Origin of the sequence: Streptomyces sp. NPDC051320 (genome assembly GCF_040682175.1) — a bacterium.
Lineage (GTDB): Bacteria > Actinomycetota > Actinomycetes > Streptomycetales > Streptomycetaceae > Streptomyces.
Map to the genome: position 1 here is coordinate 96,977 of NZ_JBFBAL010000014.1, position 18,139 is coordinate 115,115.

Below are 18,139 nucleotides of genomic sequence, written 5' to 3' on the forward strand. Positions count from 1 at the left end.
TCCTCCGATTACAGGAGGACGGTGCTCACTTCCGAGCGAGGGGAAGCGGCTGTGGCGAAGACGTACCGAGTCGGCGCGTTCAACCGTCTGGTCAACGCGGTGTTCTCGGCGATGACCGGACGCGGTCTCGGCCGCGCCGACCGCCACGTGCTCACGGTGCGGGGCCGCAGAAGCGGGGTCGACCGCTCGGTGCCCGTGGACGTCATGTCGTCCCCGGACGGCGTTCGCTTCCTGGTCGCCGCCTACAAGGTCGGAGGCTGGGTGCACAACGTACGCGAGGCAGGCGAAGTAGCCCTGAGCCGCGGCGGCCACACCGAGCGTCTGCGGGCGGTTGAGCTCGCGCCCGAGCAGTGCGTGCCCGTCCTGCGCCAGTATCTGCGCGAGGTACCCGTCACCCGGCCGTACTTCGACATCACCGCCGACTCATCGGACCCCGCGGTCATCGCCGCGTCCGTCCACCACCCGGTCTTCCGGCTCGAAGCCCTCCCGGCACCCGCGACGCCGTAGCACCGCAGCCATCCGCGGGGCCGTCGTCGGCAGCGACGGTTCTGTGCCGCCGGGCCCTCCTGCGTCCGTCGTCCACCACCGTCGGCACACAGGGGACGCATCATGCCCCGGGAGCCCTGTGCGGTTGGCCCGACCGAGTCCCGGCCGGCAAACGCGGTTGCGACCGGCATCCACGGCGGCACAAACGGAGGACCAGATGTTGCCGCCCTGATCGCCCGGGAACAGGCTGAGCGGGACGTCACCGGTCTCACGCGCGCGGACAGACCCGTGCCGCCGGTAGCGGGCGGTGGGCGGACGGAGTAATGCCATGCGGGTCATGTTGAGAGCGCAGATGGACACCCAGCTCGCGAATGCAGCAGCCAAGGACGGCACTCTGCAGAAGATCGTGCAGTCGATGACGGAACGGCTCAAGCCGGAGGCCGCCTACTTCGCCACCAGCGAGGGTAAGCGGACCTGCACCCTGGTCTTCGACATGCAGGACAGCTCCCAGCTGCCCAGCATCGCGGAGCCGCTCTTCGCGGGGCTCGGCGCGAAGATCGAGATCCAGCCGGTGATGAACATCGAAGACTTGCAGAAGGGTTTTGCCGCCCTGCAGCAGGGCTGATCCCTTCCAAGGACCACCCAACCTCCCGCGCACCAGTCGCGGACGGTTGTCACTCCGGTCGGCTTCCTCTCCCGAGAAGTCGACTCTCGGTGGGCCGGTTCGGTGGCCCGGTTCCGTGGCCCGGTTCCGTGTGCAGGACGTCAGCCGTCGGCCTCGACACGTCCGACGAGGCCGGTGACACCCTGTCCGCAGCCCTCTCGAACCGGTTGGAACAGGTCATCGGGGTCCCCGTCATGGGAGGCCCGGCCCCCAACGACGGTGGCACCCCCTGTCCTCGGGTGAGGTCACATGATCGAGGAGCCGCACGCCGCCTCGCGGTCTCAGCCCCCGCGGCGTGCGGCCAAGTGACGCTTGGCGACGTACTGGGCAACAGCCGTTACGCCTTGATCAGCTGCTCGCTCATCTCCCAGAGACGACGCGCGGACCCCGGGTCGATGGAATGCGGCACGACGTTCTGTGACCGGATCATGTCGGCACCTTGGGCGGTGGGATCCGCGGCGCCGTCCAGTGGCGAGATGTCGTTGTCCCTCAGGTAGACACCGCCGATGTCGGCGAGCAGGGGGCTGGTGGCTCCGAACACGATGGTGGCGGCACCCTGCTGTGGTGTCTTCTTCCCGCTCTCGGGGTCGATGATCGGCCGACCGGACTCGTCGACCAGCCCCATGGCCACGTGCATGGCCTGCACCCGGTCCGCAGGCATCGAGCCGCCGAGCTTCGTGCCGACGATGATGCCCGGGTGCGCGGCGTAGCCACGGATTCCGTCTGGGGCCCATCGGCGGTCCAGTTCGACGGCGAACAGCACGTTGGCGGTCTTGGACTGGGCGTAGGCGAGGTGGCCGTCATAGCCGGTGGCGAAGTGCGGGTCGTCCCAACGGATATCCGAGATGCGGGTCGCACCGGACGTCGTGTTGACCACCCGGGCACCGTGCGCCGCGCGCAGTGCGGGCAACACGCCCAGGGTCAGCTGGAAGTGGCCGAGGTGGTTGGTGGCGAACTGGGCCTCGTAGCCGCGCGCATCAAGAAGCAGCTCGGCGGGAGCCATGATGCCGGCGTTGTTGAGCAGGAGGTGCAGCGGACGACTCGAGTCCAGGTAGCGGCCGGCGAAAGCGTTGACCGAGGCCGGGTCCAGCAGGTCAAGTTGACCGATCTCGACGCCGTCGATGCCGGCCAGAGCCGACGCTGCGCGATCCGGGTGGCGTGACCCGACGGTGACCGAGGCGCCCGCCTCGGCGAGCGCACGAGTGGCCTCCAGGCCGAGCCCGACGTGGCCACCGGTCACGACGACGTTCTTACCGGATACATCGATACCGGCGAGGACCTCACGCGCCGTTGAGGCCGCGGTGAAGCCGGATCCGAGGGGGCGCTGATTGTTTGCCATGTCACCAGACTGCGTCCACGCGTTCGTACTCTGAATAATTGACAGTTCGGATTTCTTGCTCGACAGTACAATCGTGGTAGCCGACCAACTCTCCGAAGTGTTCGACCTCGTCGAGATCCGCGGTCTGGTATCGGGCGGGTTCGCGGCACGGGGCCCCTGGGTGGCGCGCGCCGCCATCGAGGACCCGCTGAAGCTCATCGCGATGGTGTACGGCCGGTCCCGGCTGACCACTGACGGGGTCGACGGGCCGACCAACCTCGAGCCGGGCGATGTCGCCATCCTGAACAACCGGTCATGGCTCGAACAGAAGGGCGGCAGCGGCGACGGACCGCGCCATGAGATCACACCCAAGATGAACTTCACCCGGCTCGTCGGCGCCGAACGCGGCACCGACGACGTCGTCATCGGGATCGCCGTCGATCTCAACCCGACCGGTCAGGCGCTGCTGCAGCAGGCGCTCCCAGCTGTGGGGCACGTCCGGGCGTCGGCTGCCGCTGCGACCAACCTGCGCAGCAGTCTGGACCGACTGTTCGACGAGGTGACCCGGAACCGCATCGGCTCGGCATTCGCGATCCGGCAGTACGGCCAGCTCCTGCTACTCGAAGTGATGCGCGCCTACGTCGACCAGGCCGACCTGCCCCCGGGATGGCTGCGGTTGGTGACCGACGAACGATTGCGTCCGGCACTCGGCCTCATGCATGCCGAACCCGGAAAGCCCTGGGGCCTGCAGGAATTGGCACGCGCCGCAGCGATGTCGCGTACATCCTTCGCCGAACGCTTCCGGAGCGTGGCGGGCCAACCTCCGTTGGCCTACCTCAACCGCTGGCGGATGCTCCTGGCGCAGCGCGCTCTCCGTGATGGGGATGTTCGCATCGGGTCGTTGGCCTCCGAGTTGGGCTACGCGTCCGAGAGCGCCTTCAGCACCGCGTTCAAGCGGGCGGTGGGCGAGTCGCCGCTGCGCTATCGACACCGAGTACGCGACGAATCGTCACCCCCCGGGCCACGTCGGTACGGGCATGATCTTCACGGTGCGCCCGGTAAGACACCGAGAAGTGCCTGGCCAGAACGCTCTGACCAGAGCCTTCTCTGGTGACCTGCCGGTCAGCATCGTGGAACGCGGACGGTTCGAACCGGCGACGTCTGCCTGGTGAGTCCGATCAGCGGTAACAGCGGCCCTGGATCGCTACGGCTGCATGACTGCACCTACTCCGCCGAGAACCGCGGCGATCCGGCGGCGTCCGCTGTCGTGGAGGTCAGGCGTGGAGGTCAGCCTGCCCATCGATGCCTGTGGTCGCTCGTATCGCTCGTTCGGGTGCGTAGCTCGTGCAGGTTCCAGCCCAGATGTCCAGGCTTGGGCTCACGATGTGTCTCCTCGTGAAAGTGAAAGAACATGCCGACGTACGTCACCTTGCTGAACTGGACCGATCAAGGGACCCGAAACTACAAGGACACCGCGAAGCGCGCCGAGGCCTTCGGCTCAGCGGTACAGAAGCTCGGGGCGAAGCTCCTGAGTATCTACTGGACCGTCGGTCCCTACGACCTCGTGGCCATCGTCGAGGCGCCCGACGAGGAAACTGCCACGGCAGCGCTCCTGCGGCTCGGTGGGGTGGGCAACGTCCGTTCCACGACTCTGCGGGCCTTCGGTCGCGAGGAGATGGAGCGCATCATCGCCAAGGCGGCCGGCTGACGACCACCACACAGTGCAAGCGATGGCGTCCGGCGATTCACGAGGAACATCTACGCCCACGGTGGTCCAGGACACGCAGCGAGGATCATCGACTTCGAGGACATTGGCGAAGATCGCAAAGACCATTTCGAAGTCTGAGCCAAAATTGAGCGGATGGGCACGGTAGTCGATCCCATCGAGCAGATCGCTGTCCAACGTGCCGTTGCCCAAGTAGAACGCGAAGAACCGGAGAGCGGCCCGCACGTCTCTCGTAAGAGGTGTCACGAGATCCCTTCAGGAGGTCGGCGGAGCCCTAATGGCTCAGTCAAGCCCTTGGGCACAGGAGCACCAGTTCGGAAGAGCGCGTACGTGGGTGTTGCCCGACCTGCGGGTTCGCTGACCTGCGCGTACGTGGGCCACTCGCCGAGGCTCCCCGCTGCGGATCCGCTTTCGCATGCCTTGCGATCGGGCACGCATGGCGCACCGATGCCCTTCTCCCGGCCTGATAGCCCCCTGCTGGTCCAGACTTGGAGCCCCGTGTTTGGCGCTACAGACGGCGCCTGTCGCGCAAGTAGGGCGGCACGAGGAACCTGGGCCTGTTGAACACGGCGATGGAAGCGAGCACGAGCCAGCAGACCAACATCAAGAGGAAGAGCACCGTCCCACTGGTCTCCAGGGGGCCGTGAACGGCGCTCCAGGTCTCGGCTCCGAGAAACGAGATCACGATGAGGGCCAGGCAAGTGAACATGGCGGCGACGGGCACGATGCCGCGCGTGACCGCCCAAGCCCCACGCTTGCCGAGCCGTTTCAACCCATCGGCTTCCGTTCGTGCCCGGCGGGGATCGCGCCACACCGTGACGGCACTCCGAACCACGTACGCGGCCAGAGCGACGAACCCAACACAAACCACTATGTTCATGAGCCCCCCATGCCCGGATGGTAGCCGGGCGCTCGGGGAAGCCTCAATGGCCGAGGCTCTGCCCTTCATTGCCCGCCAGTGAACCGCCTCCCTCCCCACCACCTACCGCATCCGGGCGGAAGAGTTCCAGCGGTGTGGACTCGGTGAGCGGGCTGGACAACCACGTGAGGAACGAGGTGGGGCGATCGCTCGGGTGACCTGCAGCTTCGCAGCTCTGGCTAGTCGCCACTTCCGTTCCGTCGAACTCCGTGCTTCCCCATGACTTCCGGCCCGTTGTGGCGCGCATGTGGCGCGGCGTCCGGTGGCGCTAAGCAACCTCGGTGGTTCGCCAAGCTTCCGTGACGCAGCCCTCTTCCATGTGCCACCACTCCTGATCAGGGCCGCGTGCGGCAGTATCGACCACGACGTCCTCGATGTGAGCCCGCGGGCCGGACGGCAGGGGAGACGTCACCAATGTCAATGTCCCGACGATCACGTCCCCGACACGGGCCACCAGCAGGGTGTTGGTGCTGCTCGTCACCAAGCTCGCCACTGCTTCATGGTCCAGGGGCTTGGCTTTGGACGACAGTTGCGGAAGGAGGCGAGCGAACGCCTCCACCAGTTCATCAGTCGCCTCGTGAACGACCTCAGTCTCAACGCTCATGCTGTCGAACCGATCGGCTCCTTCGAGTGGCCGATCAGCGGTTTGTGACCATCTGGAGCAGCACAGACCTGTACCCACCACTCACCCCGGCTTCCATCCCGTCCGCCTTCGACCCACACACCGTGGAGCGGGCGTGGTTCAGGGCGTCAAGGTGGAGCGCGCCACTGTACGAACTACCTTGACGCCCTGGGCCACGACTGCTCGGCTCTGCCTGGGTCGGAGGTGGTCGGGATGGGAGCCCCACCCACGCCCACCACGAATCCGCCGGCACTCGCCAACGGCACCCCTTCCATCCCGGAGTCTGAGCGCCCCCCGCCGGAGGCATCTCATTCGCCTGCGCGGACTCTGTCGGCTCGGCCTCAGCGGGGTTCCGCACTCCCGTGCCGGCCGTTTCTCTCGGGCTGGTGTCGCGCTCGGTGCGCCGCCGCCCGGCCGGGGGCAGCCGGGGCGGAGACAGAGGCAGCCCGCGGCCGGGGGTGCGGCGCGCGCCGCGCTTGCGCGGCGCCTTGAACCCGTAGAGAAGGTTTCTACTCAGCAACCCAGCACAACACGATGCGCCCGAGGAACCGCCGTCACCTACTACCGTCAACGCCCCCGCAGCGACTCGCTGCGGGGGCGTTCTGACTGGTGGGCGCGGACGGTTTCGAACCGCCGACATCTGCTTTGTAAGAGCAGCGCTCTACCCCTGAGCTACGCACCCGTGGATGAAGGAACAGGGTACACGGCGCCGGGACCCTGCTCGAACCCTGTTGTGCCTGCTGTACCTGCTGCACGGGCTGCGGAAACGGGCCGGGCGCCGACCGGGGCCGCCGCGCAGCGGGCCGGGGGCTATCCCCACCCCCGATCCGGTGGGCGGCCGGATCGTCAGGGGGTAGGGCGGGTTCGTACGGTAGGGGCATTCGGCAGGCTTACCTGGGGGAAATGATCACCGTGGCACTCCGTATCCGCACGCTTCTCGCCGTCGGCGGGGTCGTTGTCGTCTCTGTTGGGCTGGCGGGGTGTGGGGCTGATCCCTCCGATGCGCCGGCGGAGCACAAATCGTTCGCGTTGAGCGGGAAGACGCTGACCGTGGACTCCGACACCTCGTCCGTGGAGCTGGTGCCCGCGGATGTGAAGTCGGTGGAGGTCACCCGGCGGGTCGACGGGTGGGTCTTCATGGGGAACGGGCCGGACAGCTCGTGGTCGATGAAGAACGACGAGCTCACGCTGCGGCTGAAGTGCAGCGGCATCTCGAGCGACTGTCAGGCCCGGCATCAGATCAAGGTGCCGCGCGGGGTGAAAGTGGTGGTGAAGGACGGGAACGGCAGCGTCACCGCCACCGGGTTCGACACGCCGCTGGACCTGTGGTCCGGCAACGGCAAGGTGGTGGTCCGGGACTCCAGTGGTGCGCTGAAAATGGGCAGTGCCAACGGGGCGATCGTGGCCGACAACGTGTCGTCCAGGAAGGTGACCGCGAACTCCAACAACGGGGAGGTACGGCTGACGCTCACCGTCGCGCCCGACCGGGTGGAGGGGATCAGTGACAACGGGGCGGTCGAGATCGCGCTGCCGACGAAACCGGGTCTCGAGTACCGGGTCGACGCCCGTACCAGCCACGGGAACGACAAGATCAGCGTGCCCAAGAGCGACGCGAGCAGCCATGTGGTGCGTGCCCGCAGCGACAACGGGGAAGTGACCGTGCGAAGCGCGAACTGACCGGCCCGTGTGTTCGTCCTGGCCGGGTGGGAGAATAGGCCGGGCAGGGCGGACCAGCACGGGAGAGGGATGTGACGGCAAGACACGGGCAGCCGTATGCGCGAGCGAGTGCCGTCCGGGATGTCCTGACGCTCATGGTCCTTCCGGTGCCTCTGCTGGCGGGCCTGGCCGGGGCCTTCGCCGGGGGAGGTACGCGGCGCTGGTTCGGCGGGCGCGGGGAGAATCACCGGGCCGAGGCGCAGGCCGCGAAGGACGCCGCGGCGGCGGCGTTCTACGAATTGGACACCGCGCAGCGCGATCTGCAGATCTCGATCGAGACCATCACCGCGGTGGACGATTCGCCCGAGGCGCGCAAGGCCTTGGCCGATTTCGGCGCGCTGGGGCGGCGTATTGACGAGGTCAGTTCGGCGTACATCACCGCGGTCGACGCGCATGATCTGGACCGGGACGACCTGGAGGTCTCGGCGGTCGCCCATGCTCGTACACAGCTGACGCTGGCCAAGGACGATCTCGTACGGGTGAAGGGCGAGCTCGACCGCTTCGGCCAGGGGCTGGGGCCGCTGCTCGGCAAGGCCGAGACGCAGCTGGCCCGGCTGGCTCCGGCGGTGGAGCGGGCGCGGCAGGCGCTCCTTTCCGCGAGCAATGCTCTCGATTCGGTGCGTGACTCCGGTTTGAAGGCGGACGATCTCGCGGCGCGGCTCGCGGCCCTGGGACCTGAGCTGACCATGCTCAATCAGGGTGCCGGCCGTCACGGCGTGACGGAGACGCTGCAACGCGCCGACCGGGTGTTGCGGGACGCCGAAGCGGTACGCGCCGAGGCATCCCGGCTGCCGGAGCGGGCGGCCGAGATCGACCGGCGCCTGGTCTCGTTGCGGACCCGCGCACAGGCGCTCACCACCCGTACCGGGACGGTCGAGCCCGTACTGAGCGAGCTGCGGCGGCGCTTCACCGCGCCGTGCTGGCAGGATCTCCAGCAGGTGCCCGAGCACGCCGCGGTGTCCCTGCGGCAGGCCGAGGAGAAGCTCAAGGAGGCGTCAAAGGCGCGTGCCGAGCAGCGCTGGCCGGATGCGACGTCCCTGCTCAGTACGGTCAGGGCGTTGCTGAACAGCACCGACGAGGCGGTGTCGGCGGCGCGCGGGCGACTGGACCGGCTCAATGCGGTCGCCAAGGATCCGGAGCAGGAGATCCAGCGGACCCGGTTCGCCCTTCGGGACGCCCAGCGGCTGGCGATGGCGGGTCGCAACACGCCCGAGCCGCGCCATGCGCGACCGCTGGACCTGGCCGTGGAGCGGCTGGAGCAGGCGATCGCCGGGCTCGAGGGCCGGCACCCCGACTACTGGCACTTCCTGACCGAGACGGAGGAGGTCCGAAAGACCGCGACCCGGGTGGTCGAGCAGATCCGCGAGGAGCGCGGCGCCGGGCACTGATCCCGGCGAGACAGAGGCACAGCGGGGTCGCTGGCGGGGCAGGATGGCCGTCTCCTTCAACAAATAATTGATAAATAACTAGTACTCGTGCGAGGCTGGCTCCGTAAGCGTCCCCTGGCCCAGGAGCCCGTCATGACGGCACCGCAGGCAGCCCCCGATGCCTCCTACATCGGCCGTGGTGTCCACCGGGTCGCTGTGGAGGCCCTTGCGCGGAGGGTCTTCGACGGGACGTACGCCGAGGGCGACACCCTGGATCTGCCGCAGCTGATGGCCGAGCTCGACGTGAGCCAGACCGTGCTGCGCGAGGCGATCAAGGTGCTGACCGTCAAGGGCCTGCTCGACGCCCGGCAGCGGCGCGGCACGTTCGTCCGGTCGCGGGAGAACTGGAATCTGCTGGACAGTGACGTACTGCGCTGGCGGCTCGCCTCCGGCTCCGGCGACGAGCGGTTCTTCGGCGAACTCTTCGAGCTGCGCCGCTCCGTCGAGCCGGCCGCCGCGGCACTGGCCGCCCTGCGCCGTACCGACGAGGATCTGGCGGCGCTGGATGCCGCGCTGGCCGCGATGGGCCCCGGCGTGAGTGACCCCGCTCTGCTGGTGGACGCCGACGCCGCCTTCCACACCGCGCTGCTGGCGGCCTCGCACAACCGCTTCTTCGTCCAGATGCAGCGGGTCGTGATCCCCGCACTGATCGAGCGGGACCGCGTGGTGCACGCGGGGCGGCCGGAGCATCCGCTGGCCGTGCACGTCTCGGTGGTGGACCGGGTGCGCGCCGGGGACGGGGACGGGGCGTCGCGCGCGATGCTGGCGCTGCTCGACTTCGGCCTGCACCACTCCGGCCCGCACGACCACCACCGCCACACCGAGGGAAACAGACCGTGAAGATCAGCCGTATCGAGACGTTCATGACCCCGCCGCGCTGGATGTTCGTCCGGGTGGAGACCGACGAGGGCACCGTCGGCTGGGGCGAGCCGGTCGTCGAGGGGCGGGCCGAGCCGGTGCGGGCCGCCGTGCAGGTGCTCGCCGAGTATCTGATCGGCGCGGACCCGATGCGGATCGAGGACCACTGGCAGGTGATGACCAAGGGCGGCTTCTACCGGGGCGGCCCGGTGCTGTCCAGCGCCGTCGCGGGGCTGGACCAGGCGCTCTGGGACATCAAGGGCAAGGTGTACGGGCAGCCCGTGCACCAGTTGCTCGGCGGCCCGGTGCGCGACAGCATCCGGGCGTACGCCTGGGTCGGCGGCGACGAGCCCGCCCAGGTCCGCGAGGCGATCGCCGAGCAGGTGGCGGCCGGATTCACCGCGGTCAAGATGAACGCGAGCGGCCGGATGACCGCGATCGCCACCCGTGGCGAGATACGGGAGGTGCTGTTGCGCGCCGAGGCCGCCCGCGAAGTCCTGGGCGACGACCGGGACTTCGCGCTCGACTTCCACGGCCGGGTCTCCCCCGCCAACGCCCGGCGACTGCTGCCGCTGCTCACCGAGGCGGCGCCGCTGTTCGTCGAGGAGCCGGTGCTGTCCGAGCAGCTGGCGGCGGTGCCCGACCTGGTGAACGCCTCCAACATCCCGATCGCACTCGGCGAACGGCTCTTCGCCCGCCACGACTTCCTGCGCGCGCTGCAGGCGGGTGTGGCGGTCGTGCAGCCGGACATCTCGCACGCCGGTGGCATCTCGGAGCTGCGACGCATCGCCGCGCTGGCCGAGGTGTACGGGGCGCAGATCGCCCCGCACTGCCCCCTGGGGCCGATCGCGCTGGCCGCGAGCCTCCAGGTCGCCTTCACGACACCGAACTTTCTCATCCAGGAACAGTCCATCGGCATTCACTACAACGAGACGGCCGAGCTGCTGGACTACGTCGCCGACCCGGGCCCCTTCCGGTTCCGGTCCGGCGCGCTGGTACGGACCGACCGGCCGGGCCTCGGGGTGGAGGTCGACGAGGCGGCGGTACGGGCCGCCGACAAGAAGGGCCACGAGTGGCGCAATCCGGTGTGGCGTCACGAGGACGGGGCGTTCGCCGAATGGTGACGTCCGCGGTTCGTCAGCGTATTCGTGAGAAGCCGTCGAGGATGCGTCGGAGGAAGGGAGCAATGATGGATTTCCGCACCGCTCTGCGGGACGAACGGCTGGTCGCCATCGTCCGCGGCAGCGATCCCGATGCGGCCTTCAGGACCGTGCTTTCGCTGGTCGAGGCCGGACTGCCGCTGGTCGAGGTGTCGCTCAGCGGCGCCGGTGCGCTCGACGTCATCGGTCGGGCCCGGGACGAACTCGGCGCCGGGGCCTGGCTGGGCGCCGGGACCGTACTGACCGCCGACGACGCCCGCCGGGCCGCGGAGGCCGGGGCCAATCTGATCGTCACGCCCGGGCTCGGGGCCGGGGTGACGGAGGCCGTGCGGCTCGGGCTGCCGGTGCTGGCCGGGGTCAGCACACCGACCGAGGTGATCGCCGGTGTCGCGGCGGGCGCGGCCGCGTTGAAACTCTTCCCCGCTTCGGTGGGCGGCCCTTCGTACCTGAAGGCGCTGCGCGGCCCGTTCCCCGAGCTGCCCTTCGTGCCGGTGGGCGGGGTGGACGCGGCAGCGGCCGCCCAGTATCTGGCGCTGGGCGCGGTCGCCGTGGGGGTCGGCTCGCCGCTGGTCGGCGATGCCGCGGACGGTGGTGATCTCGGCGAACTACGCAAGCGGACCGCTGAGTTCATGCGGGTCGCAACCGATGCGGCAGCGGGGCCGGTGCGGTCTTGAGCGTGTTCACCTTCGGGGAGACGATGGTCGCGCTGCGGGGCAGCGGGCCGCTGAAGCTCGGCGGGACGATGGCCGTCTCGGTCGCCGGCGCCGAGTCGAATGTGGCCATCGGGCTGGCCCGGCTGGGTCATCCCGTGCACTGGGCGGGCTCGGTCGGCGCGGATGAGGCCGGCGAGCTGGTGCTGCGGACGCTGCGCGCCGAGGGCGTCGACGTGTCCGGCGCCGCGCGCGCCGGGGACGCACCGACCGGGCTGATTCTCTTCGAACCGCGGCTGCCGGAGGTGACCCGGGTGCACTACTACCGGGCGGGGTCGGCGGGTTCACTGGTGTCGGCCGATGACGTCGACCGGGCGTTCGGTGCGGCCTTCGGTGCGGACCCGGGTACGGCCTTCGATGCGGCCGGGGAACCACCGCGGGTGCTGCATCTCACCGGTATCACTCCGGCCCTCTCACCGGCCGCCCGGGCAGCGGCCGAGCGGGCGCTGGAACTGGCCTGCGAACACAGCGTGCTGGTCAGTCTCGACGTCAACTACCGGTCCCGGCTGTGGAGTACGCAGCAGGCCTCGGCGGTGCTGCGCTCCTGGGCGCCGCGCGCCGACGTATTGATCGCGTCGGACGACGAGCTGCCGCTGTGCCTGCCCGACGGCTCCCCCGACGACACGGCTCTGCTGGCCCGGGCGCTGCTGGACGCGGGGGCGGGCGAAGTGGTGGTGAAGCTCGGCGCCGCAGGCGCGACGGCGTACACCTCGGGCGGGAAGCGGCACTGCCCGGCGCGGCCGGTACGGAGTGTGGACCCGGTCGGCGCCGGTGACGCCTTTGTCGCCGGGTACCTTTCGGCGCTGCTCGACGGCGCGGACACCGCGAGCCGACTGCACCGCGCGGTGACCACGGGCGCGTTCGCGGTCGCCACGCCGGGCGACTGGGAGGGCGCTCCGACCCGCGCCGAGCTGGGACTGCTGGCCGCGGACTCCGGCACGGTGGTGCGCTGAGCGCACCGACCCCGTCGGACGCTGGAGCCGCCGGTCGTGCGGCAGGCCGCTAATGTGGGCGCATGCCTCGCTACGAGTACCGCTGCCGCACCTGCGGAGACACCTTTGAGCTCAGCCGCCCGATGGCGGAGTCCTCGGCGCCCGCCCCCTGCCCCGACGGTCATGAGGACACCGTGAAGCTGCTGTCGGCGGTGGCCGTGGGCGGCGCGGCCGGGGCGCAGGCACCGGCCGGCGGGGGCGGTGGTGGTGGCGGTTGCTGCGGTGGGGGTTGCTGCGGGTAGGCGCGTCACCTACCCGCCCAGGGGCGCTCAGATCTTCCGGGACAGCGTCAGTCCGTCCGAGATCGCCAGCAGCACGCTCTCCATCCGCCGGTCGGCGGCGACGTGGTCGTTGAACCTCCGGATCGCCTCGGCGCCGCCGCCGGCCGAGGGGTCGACGACCCGGCCGTGGAAGAGCACATTGTCCGCGACGATCAGCCCGCCCCTGCGCATGCGCGGGACCAGCTCCTCCCAGTACGGGATGTAGTTGCCCTTGTCCGCGTCCAGGTAGGCGAGGTCGATGTGCGGCTCGCCGGCCATCGCGGTCAGGGTGTCCAGGGCCGGTGCGATGCGCAGGTCGATACGGTCGGCTACGCCTGCTGCCGCCCACGCCTCGCGGCCGTACCCGGTCCACTCCTCCGAGACGTCGCAGGCGATCAGCGTCCCGTCGGCCGGCAGCGCCTGGGCCATCGACAGCGCGGAGAAACCGGTGAAGGTGCCGACCTCGACGATGTGCCGGGCGCCGATCAGCCGGACCAGGAAGGCCAGCAGCGGCCCCTGCTCCTCGGCCGACTGCATGCCGGCCTGCTCGGGCAGCCGCGTGTAGGTCGTCTCCACCAGCTCTCGTTGTACGGCGTCCAACGGCGGGTTGTGCGCCAGCATGTACGCGTAGAGCTCGTCGGTGATCCTGGTGCTGTTCCCCTTGGTCATGCGGGCTCTCCACTCGGTTGCCGCCACGGTCAGCCGGGATGCCCGCCGACGGCGTGTCGGAATTCCCGCAGGATCTCCTCGCCCGCCGCGACACCCCGACCGGAGGTTACGGCAACCGTCGGCGCGCTCCACCCCGTGTCGGCCAGTTCGCCGTGTGCGGGTCGCCAGCCCCGGTCGGCAGCGAGCAGCAGGTCCGCGTCCAGCAGCGAGTCCCCCGCGGCGAGGGTGAGGTCCGCGCCGGTGCGGCGGGCCACCTCGCGTACGGCGGCGCTCTTGGTGAGCGGGTTGGGCACGGCGTACAGCTTGCGGCCCTGCAGGGACACCGACCAGCCGCGCTCCCTCGCCCATACGGAGAGCTCCTTGACCCAGCCTTCGGGCAGCAGGGAGCGCTCCACGACCAGGTAGGCGAAGAGGTCCTCGGCGACCCGTTCATCGATCAGCCAGGCAGGGTCGGCCGCGGCGACCAGGTGGGCGCGTACCTCCGCGAGCGACGCCGATTCGGCCGCCAGCCTGCGTCGTACCGTGGCGTGCCAGCCGGGGTCCGGGACGCCGTCGACCATCAGGTGGCCACCGTTGGCGCAGATGGCGAACCGCGGGGGCGGGCAGGGCAGGTGGATGCGGTGGTACTGCTCCCGGGTGCGGGTGGTCGTCGGTACGAAGACGGCGTCGGCGGCGAGCTGTGCCAGCAGCCCGGCCGCGGTCTCCGTGAGGTAGGAGAGCGGCTTGCCGCGGTACACCTCGACGCACAGCAGCCTGGGCGCTTCGGCGTCCGGCATGGTCAGGTCCAGGGCCGCCGCCGAGTAGATGAGGGTGCGGTCCAGGTCGCTGGCTACGAGGACGGTCGGGGCGGCGGTCACTCAGCCACCACCGCGGTGCCGTGGGCGCCGGTGGCGCCGCGGGTGAAGCGCGGGTGGATGAGGCCCACGCAGGTGTACGGAAGGCCGTCGACCTCCTCGACGGGTACGCCGCGCTGTTCGGCCAGCAGCCGCACATGGTCGAGGTCGGCCCCCGCCCCCCTGGCGGCCAGGACCTTCCAGGGCACCCGTCGCAGCAGCACCCGGGTGGTCTCCCCGACGCCCGGTTTGACCAGGTTGACGTCATGGATGCCGTACTGCTCGCTGATCCGCTCGACGGCGGCCCAGCCCTCCCAGGTCGGCGCCCGGTCGGCGGAGAGCATTTCCTTCACTTCGGTGTCCACGGCGCCGGCCACCTCACCGAAGCGGGCGGCGATGGTGTCGATGAAGTCGTTGGAGACGTCGTTTCCGGCCAGCTCGCGGTAGAACTTCCCGCCGTGGAAGTCGTCGGGGCCGACCAGGTCGGCGCGCAGCACGGTGCGTGATATCAGCCCGGAGACCGTGGAGTTGAGGCAGGCCGAGGGGATCAGGAAATCCTCGCGGGTGCCGTAGGTCCGCACGCAGCCGCCCGGATCGGCGAGGACCGCGATCTCCGGGCTGAAACCGGGGAACTCCCGCAGCGCCTCGGCCAGTTCGCGGGTGATCGCGCCCTTGCCCGTCCAGCCGTCCACGAACACCACGTCGGCCGGGTCGTGGTGGACGGCCAGCCAGCGCAGCGCGTTGGCGTCGATGCCGCGGCCGCGCACGATGGACACCGCGTAGTGCGGCAGGTCCAGCCCGTGGCGGTGCTGCGCCCAGCGGCGCATCAGCACCCCGACGGGCGTGCCGGCCCGCGCCAGCGAGACCAGCACCGGACGGGGAGACCCCTGGGCCAGCACCGTGTCGGTGACGGTGCCGACAGCCCGCGCGATGCGGGCCGCCGAGGTCTCCAGGGCCGCCCGGAAGAGCTGCTGGTACTGCTCGCTCGGCTGGTACTCGACGGGCAGCGACTCGGCGTAGTGCGCTCCCCCCGCCTGGATCGCCTCTTCGCGCTCCTCGGTGGGCGCTTCGAGCTGGACCCCGGACAGATCCTGGAGCAGCCAGCCGACGTCCTCGGCCGCGTACGACGAGAAGGCGGGACCGCGCAACGGCTCGGGCAGCTGCTGGGGCATGGGGGGCGCTTTCTCTTCCGGGTGGACGGGCGACGCGGGCCTGACCGGCTGTTCGGGCCGCGCCGCGGGTACGTAGGAGGGCACCACGGCCAGCAGCACCTGCGGGACGTGCGCGGCGAGCTGCGCCAGGAGTCCGCCGGGGGCGTGCAGCGCGGGGGTGTCCGCGGTGGAGTCGACGACCGCGACCACCGCGTCGAAGCAACCGTCGGTGACGTTGTACGCGTACCGCTCATCGGGGCCGCCGGGGCTGTCGTGCGGGTCGTCGTGGGCCGGGAAGACCAGCCGGGTGCGTATCGCGTAACCGGGGTCGTCGACGGCGAGCACCGGGGAGCGGGTGGTGGTGGAGAAGCGCACGTCGTGTCCGGCGCGCTCCAGCTGGAGGGCGAGCCGCAGCGGTGCGTACATCAGCTCCTCGAAGCCGAGGACGAGGACCCGCCGGACGTCCCCCGGCAGTTCCGCTACCAGCCGGGAGGCCATCCCGGGCAGTGCGGCATCGAGTGCGCTCCGGTGCGCGGGTGTGAAGCCGTGCCGGCCGCCGTCCGGGATTCCGGTCGGCCAGCCGAGGTCGACCCGTACGAATTCACCGCCGGTGCGCAGGGCCGGCGGCTGCGCCTCGGCCGCCGTGTGCGCCTCGGCCGCCGCGTGCTCCTCGACGATCCGCTGCCCCTTCGCCAGCACGCCCTCCGGCAGCCGTACGGTGCCGCGGGCGGTGGTCACCAGGTCCACCCGGGCGCCGATCTCCTGGGTGAAGGCGTCCAGCCGCCCCAGGTCGGCGGCCGACCGCATGTCCACCAGCGCGACGATCACGTACCGCTCGCGCGGGTAGCGCCGGTGCAGGGCGCGGATGGTGTTGAGCACGGTGTTGCCGGTGGAGAACTCGTCGTCGACCAGGATCAGCGTTCCGTCCCCGGCGAGCAGGTCCGGGTCCTCGGGGAGCAGCAGATGCGAGGTGGCATGGGAGTGCGCCTCCTCGAAGCCGCCCGCCTGATCGACCCCGGCGACCGGGCGGCGGGTGGAGTGCAGGTAGGGGGCAAGGTGCACGCCGTCGGCGACCGAGTGGCCGAGTCCCGTCGCGGTCTCGGCGTATCCGAGGACGACGGCCCGGCTCGCGGCCTCGTCACCGAGCAGCTCGCGCACTTTCCGGCCGAGCCGGTAGCCGTGGCCGTACACCGTGGACGGGCGCTGCGGCACGTGTTTGCCCAGCACGTTCGACACGAGCAGATGGGCCCGCTTGGGGTTGCGCCGCAGCGCGAGGCCGAGCAGCTCCCGCAGCTCGTCGTCCCCGACGAGCTCCACGCCGAGTCTGCGTGCGACCCATGTTCCCGACCAGACCACGTTGCCCGTCTCTTCTCTCACAGGCCGCATCAGCCGGGCAGTCCGGCGGTCAGCAGCTCGACAAACCCGATGTCTTCCCTGGCCACGCCGAAGACCTCGGCCCGCAGCAGGGTGCGTTCGGCCCATGCCCGGTGCGGCTTCACCTCATTCATCTTGTTCGTGTAGACCGAGCGGAGCACCCCGCCGCCGCCCCGCTCGGGACGCAGGATGTCCTGGGCGTCGCTGTACTCCTCGTGGCTGACCACCGACAGCGCGTGCACCGGCACCACGTGCGAGGGGTGGATGCAGGTCTTGCCCAGCAGCCCGTTGGCCCGGTCCAGCTCGATCTCGTGGAGCAGTCCGTCCAGGTCGTGCTCGATGAGGGTGGTGCGGAGCTGTTCGGCGCGGCTCTCCATGAAGGGGCTGCGGCGCAGCTGCGGCTTGAACATCCGCTCCTGGACCCGGAAGTACTCCCAGACCGGCCCGGTGATGGTGAAGCCGGTGCCGTCCGAGCGGCCCAGGACGTTCACCACGTCACCGATGACGGCGGCTACGATCTGGACGTCGTACGCGGTCATGTCGGGCGCCCTGCGCAGTCCGTACGCGGAACAGAAGTCGGTGACGCCCAGGCGTAGTGCGAGTACCCGCTCGCGGTACTTGTCGACGGTGCGGGCGATCCCGGCGAGGGCTTCGCCGCGGGTCTCCAGATGCAGCAGTTCCGGCGATTCGAGTACCGGCATGGCGAAGAGCCGCTGGCCGCCGGAGCTTTCCGCGGCGCTGAGCGCCTCCAGGAAGGCCGTACCGCGCTCCTCGGTGAACTTCGGCAGTACGAATCCGGTCAGCAGCCGGGCGGCGGCGCCCAGCCTGCTGACCAGGTCGGGTATCTGCTCCGGTTCGCGGACCCGGATGAAGAGCAGTGGCACCTCGGCGCTCCTGGCGTCGAGGTCGGCGAACTGCCGCACCAGATTGGCCTCGGCGGCGGCGACCTCCGTGTCGTCGATGGAATCCTCCAGGCAGAGGACCATGGAGACGACCCCGCGTGCGGCCTGTTTCAGCACGTCGTCGGCGAGCGCCGGCCGGGTGGCCGGGCTGTAGAGGGTGGCACCGAGTGCGGCGGCGATCGTGCTCGGCGGGGAGGCGGCGCTGAAGTCGGCCGGCTCCCGGTGGAACAGCCCCTCCCGGACGACGGACGGGATATGCCCGAAATGACGCATAAAGTTCCCCCCGTGCTACGTAGACGGTCCTGATGAAGTGTGGCCGGTAATAGTACGTAGAGACGGATGTCGCCAGTTC

Annotated in this window: 18 protein-coding genes and 1 tRNA gene; 11 read left to right on the top strand and 8 right to left on the bottom strand. The window is 70.1% G+C overall.

Annotated elements, in window-relative coordinates; translation table 11 throughout:
* Nucleotides 1–51: 51 nt before the first annotated feature.
* Nucleotides 52–507 (top strand): nitroreductase/quinone reductase family protein, encoded by a 456-nt coding sequence (locus AB0M87_RS27355; RefSeq protein WP_365857462.1) that lies wholly within the window; start codon nt 52–54, stop codon nt 505–507.
* A gap of 307 nt (nt 508–814) precedes the next feature.
* Complete coding sequence (locus AB0M87_RS27360) at nt 815–1,111, top strand: DUF3303 family protein (protein ID WP_365857464.1); 297 nt, start codon at nt 815–817, stop codon at nt 1,109–1,111.
* A 376-nt stretch (nt 1,112–1,487) separates the two neighbouring features.
* On the opposite strand, the gene AB0M87_RS27365 is transcribed toward AB0M87_RS27360, so the two are convergent.
* The gene (locus AB0M87_RS27365; protein WP_365857466.1) at nt 1,488–2,489 is read right to left on the bottom strand and encodes an SDR family NAD(P)-dependent oxidoreductase; all 1,002 of its coding nucleotides are present in this window, start codon (nt 2,487–2,489) and stop codon (nt 1,488–1,490) included.
* A gap of 73 nt (nt 2,490–2,562) precedes the next feature.
* Between AB0M87_RS27365 and AB0M87_RS27370 the strand changes: the two genes are divergently transcribed.
* Complete coding sequence (locus tag AB0M87_RS27370; RefSeq protein WP_365857468.1) at nt 2,563–3,582, top strand: AraC family transcriptional regulator; 1,020 nt, start codon at nt 2,563–2,565, stop codon at nt 3,580–3,582.
* Between the two features lie 297 nt (nt 3,583–3,879).
* A complete protein-coding gene (locus AB0M87_RS27375) occupies nt 3,880–4,176 on the top strand; it encodes a GYD domain-containing protein (RefSeq protein WP_365857470.1) in 297 nt (98 codons plus the stop codon).
* Nucleotides 4,177–4,702: 526 nt separating this feature from the next.
* Here AB0M87_RS27375 and AB0M87_RS27380 read toward each other — a convergent pair.
* The 3 genes from AB0M87_RS27380 to AB0M87_RS27390 all read right to left on the bottom strand — a co-directional run bounded on the left by AB0M87_RS27380 (nt 4,703) and on the right by AB0M87_RS27390 (nt 6,417).
* A complete protein-coding gene (locus tag AB0M87_RS27380) occupies nt 4,703–5,074 on the bottom strand; it encodes a hypothetical protein (protein WP_365857472.1) in 372 nt (123 codons plus the stop codon).
* A 307-nt stretch (nt 5,075–5,381) separates the two neighbouring features.
* Complete coding sequence (locus AB0M87_RS27385) at nt 5,382–5,717, bottom strand: GNAT family N-acetyltransferase (protein ID WP_365857474.1); 336 nt, start codon at nt 5,715–5,717, stop codon at nt 5,382–5,384.
* A 625-nt stretch (nt 5,718–6,342) separates the two neighbouring features.
* Nucleotides 6,343–6,417: transfer RNA gene (locus AB0M87_RS27390), tRNA-Val, on the bottom strand.
* Nucleotides 6,418–6,638: 221 nt separating this feature from the next.
* Between AB0M87_RS27390 and AB0M87_RS27395 the strand changes: the two genes are divergently transcribed.
* From AB0M87_RS27395 to AB0M87_RS27425, 7 genes are all read left to right on the top strand, one after another.
* The gene (locus AB0M87_RS27395) at nt 6,639–7,412 is read left to right on the top strand and encodes a DUF4097 family beta strand repeat-containing protein (protein ID WP_365857476.1); all 774 of its coding nucleotides are present in this window, start codon (nt 6,639–6,641) and stop codon (nt 7,410–7,412) included.
* Between the two features lie 71 nt (nt 7,413–7,483).
* Entirely contained in the window at nt 7,484–8,839 is a 1,356-nt protein-coding gene (locus AB0M87_RS27400) for a hypothetical protein (RefSeq protein WP_365857478.1), read from the top strand.
* A gap of 132 nt (nt 8,840–8,971) precedes the next feature.
* Nucleotides 8,972–9,718 carry an FCD domain-containing protein gene (locus tag AB0M87_RS27405; protein ID WP_365857480.1) on the top strand — a complete coding sequence of 249 codons (747 nt, stop codon included), beginning with the start codon at nt 8,972–8,974 and terminating at the stop codon, nt 9,716–9,718.
* Entirely contained in the window at nt 9,715–10,860 is a 1,146-nt protein-coding gene (dgoD, locus tag AB0M87_RS27410) for a galactonate dehydratase (RefSeq protein WP_365857482.1), read from the top strand. Before AB0M87_RS27405 ends, dgoD begins: the two co-directional genes overlap by 4 nt.
* A gap of 65 nt (nt 10,861–10,925) precedes the next feature.
* Nucleotides 10,926–11,570 (top strand): bifunctional 4-hydroxy-2-oxoglutarate aldolase/2-dehydro-3-deoxy-phosphogluconate aldolase, encoded by a 645-nt coding sequence (locus AB0M87_RS27415; RefSeq protein WP_365857589.1) that lies wholly within the window; start codon nt 10,926–10,928, stop codon nt 11,568–11,570.
* Nucleotides 11,567–12,559, top strand: a complete 993-nt coding sequence (locus AB0M87_RS27420; protein ID WP_365857484.1) for a sugar kinase — start codon at nt 11,567–11,569, stop codon at nt 12,557–12,559. Before AB0M87_RS27415 ends, AB0M87_RS27420 begins: the two co-directional genes overlap by 4 nt.
* A gap of 62 nt (nt 12,560–12,621) precedes the next feature.
* Nucleotides 12,622–12,840 carry a zinc ribbon domain-containing protein gene (locus AB0M87_RS27425; protein ID WP_365857486.1) on the top strand — a complete coding sequence of 73 codons (219 nt, stop codon included), beginning with the start codon at nt 12,622–12,624 and terminating at the stop codon, nt 12,838–12,840.
* Between the two features lie 27 nt (nt 12,841–12,867).
* Here the strand turns inward: AB0M87_RS27425 and AB0M87_RS27430 are convergent, their stop codons facing one another.
* Genes AB0M87_RS27430 through AB0M87_RS27445 form a run of 4 tightly spaced genes read right to left on the bottom strand, consistent with a single transcriptional unit; the run spans nt 12,868 to nt 18,060 of the window.
* Nucleotides 12,868–13,527, bottom strand: coding sequence for an O-methyltransferase (locus AB0M87_RS27430; RefSeq protein ID WP_365857488.1), 660 nt, complete (start codon nt 13,525–13,527; stop codon nt 12,868–12,870).
* 29 nt (nt 13,528–13,556) lie between these two features.
* Nucleotides 13,557–14,384, bottom strand: coding sequence for an HAD family hydrolase (locus AB0M87_RS27435; RefSeq protein WP_365857490.1), 828 nt, complete (start codon nt 14,382–14,384; stop codon nt 13,557–13,559).
* Nucleotides 14,381–16,867 (bottom strand): phosphoribosyltransferase, encoded by a 2,487-nt coding sequence (locus tag AB0M87_RS27440; protein ID WP_365857591.1) that lies wholly within the window; start codon nt 16,865–16,867, stop codon nt 14,381–14,383. Before AB0M87_RS27440 ends, AB0M87_RS27435 begins: the two co-directional genes overlap by 4 nt.
* A gap of 29 nt (nt 16,868–16,896) precedes the next feature.
* Nucleotides 16,897–18,060, bottom strand: coding sequence for an HpcH/HpaI aldolase/citrate lyase family protein (locus tag AB0M87_RS27445; protein WP_365857492.1), 1,164 nt, complete (start codon nt 18,058–18,060; stop codon nt 16,897–16,899).
* Between the last annotated feature and the right edge of the window lie 79 nt (nt 18,061–18,139).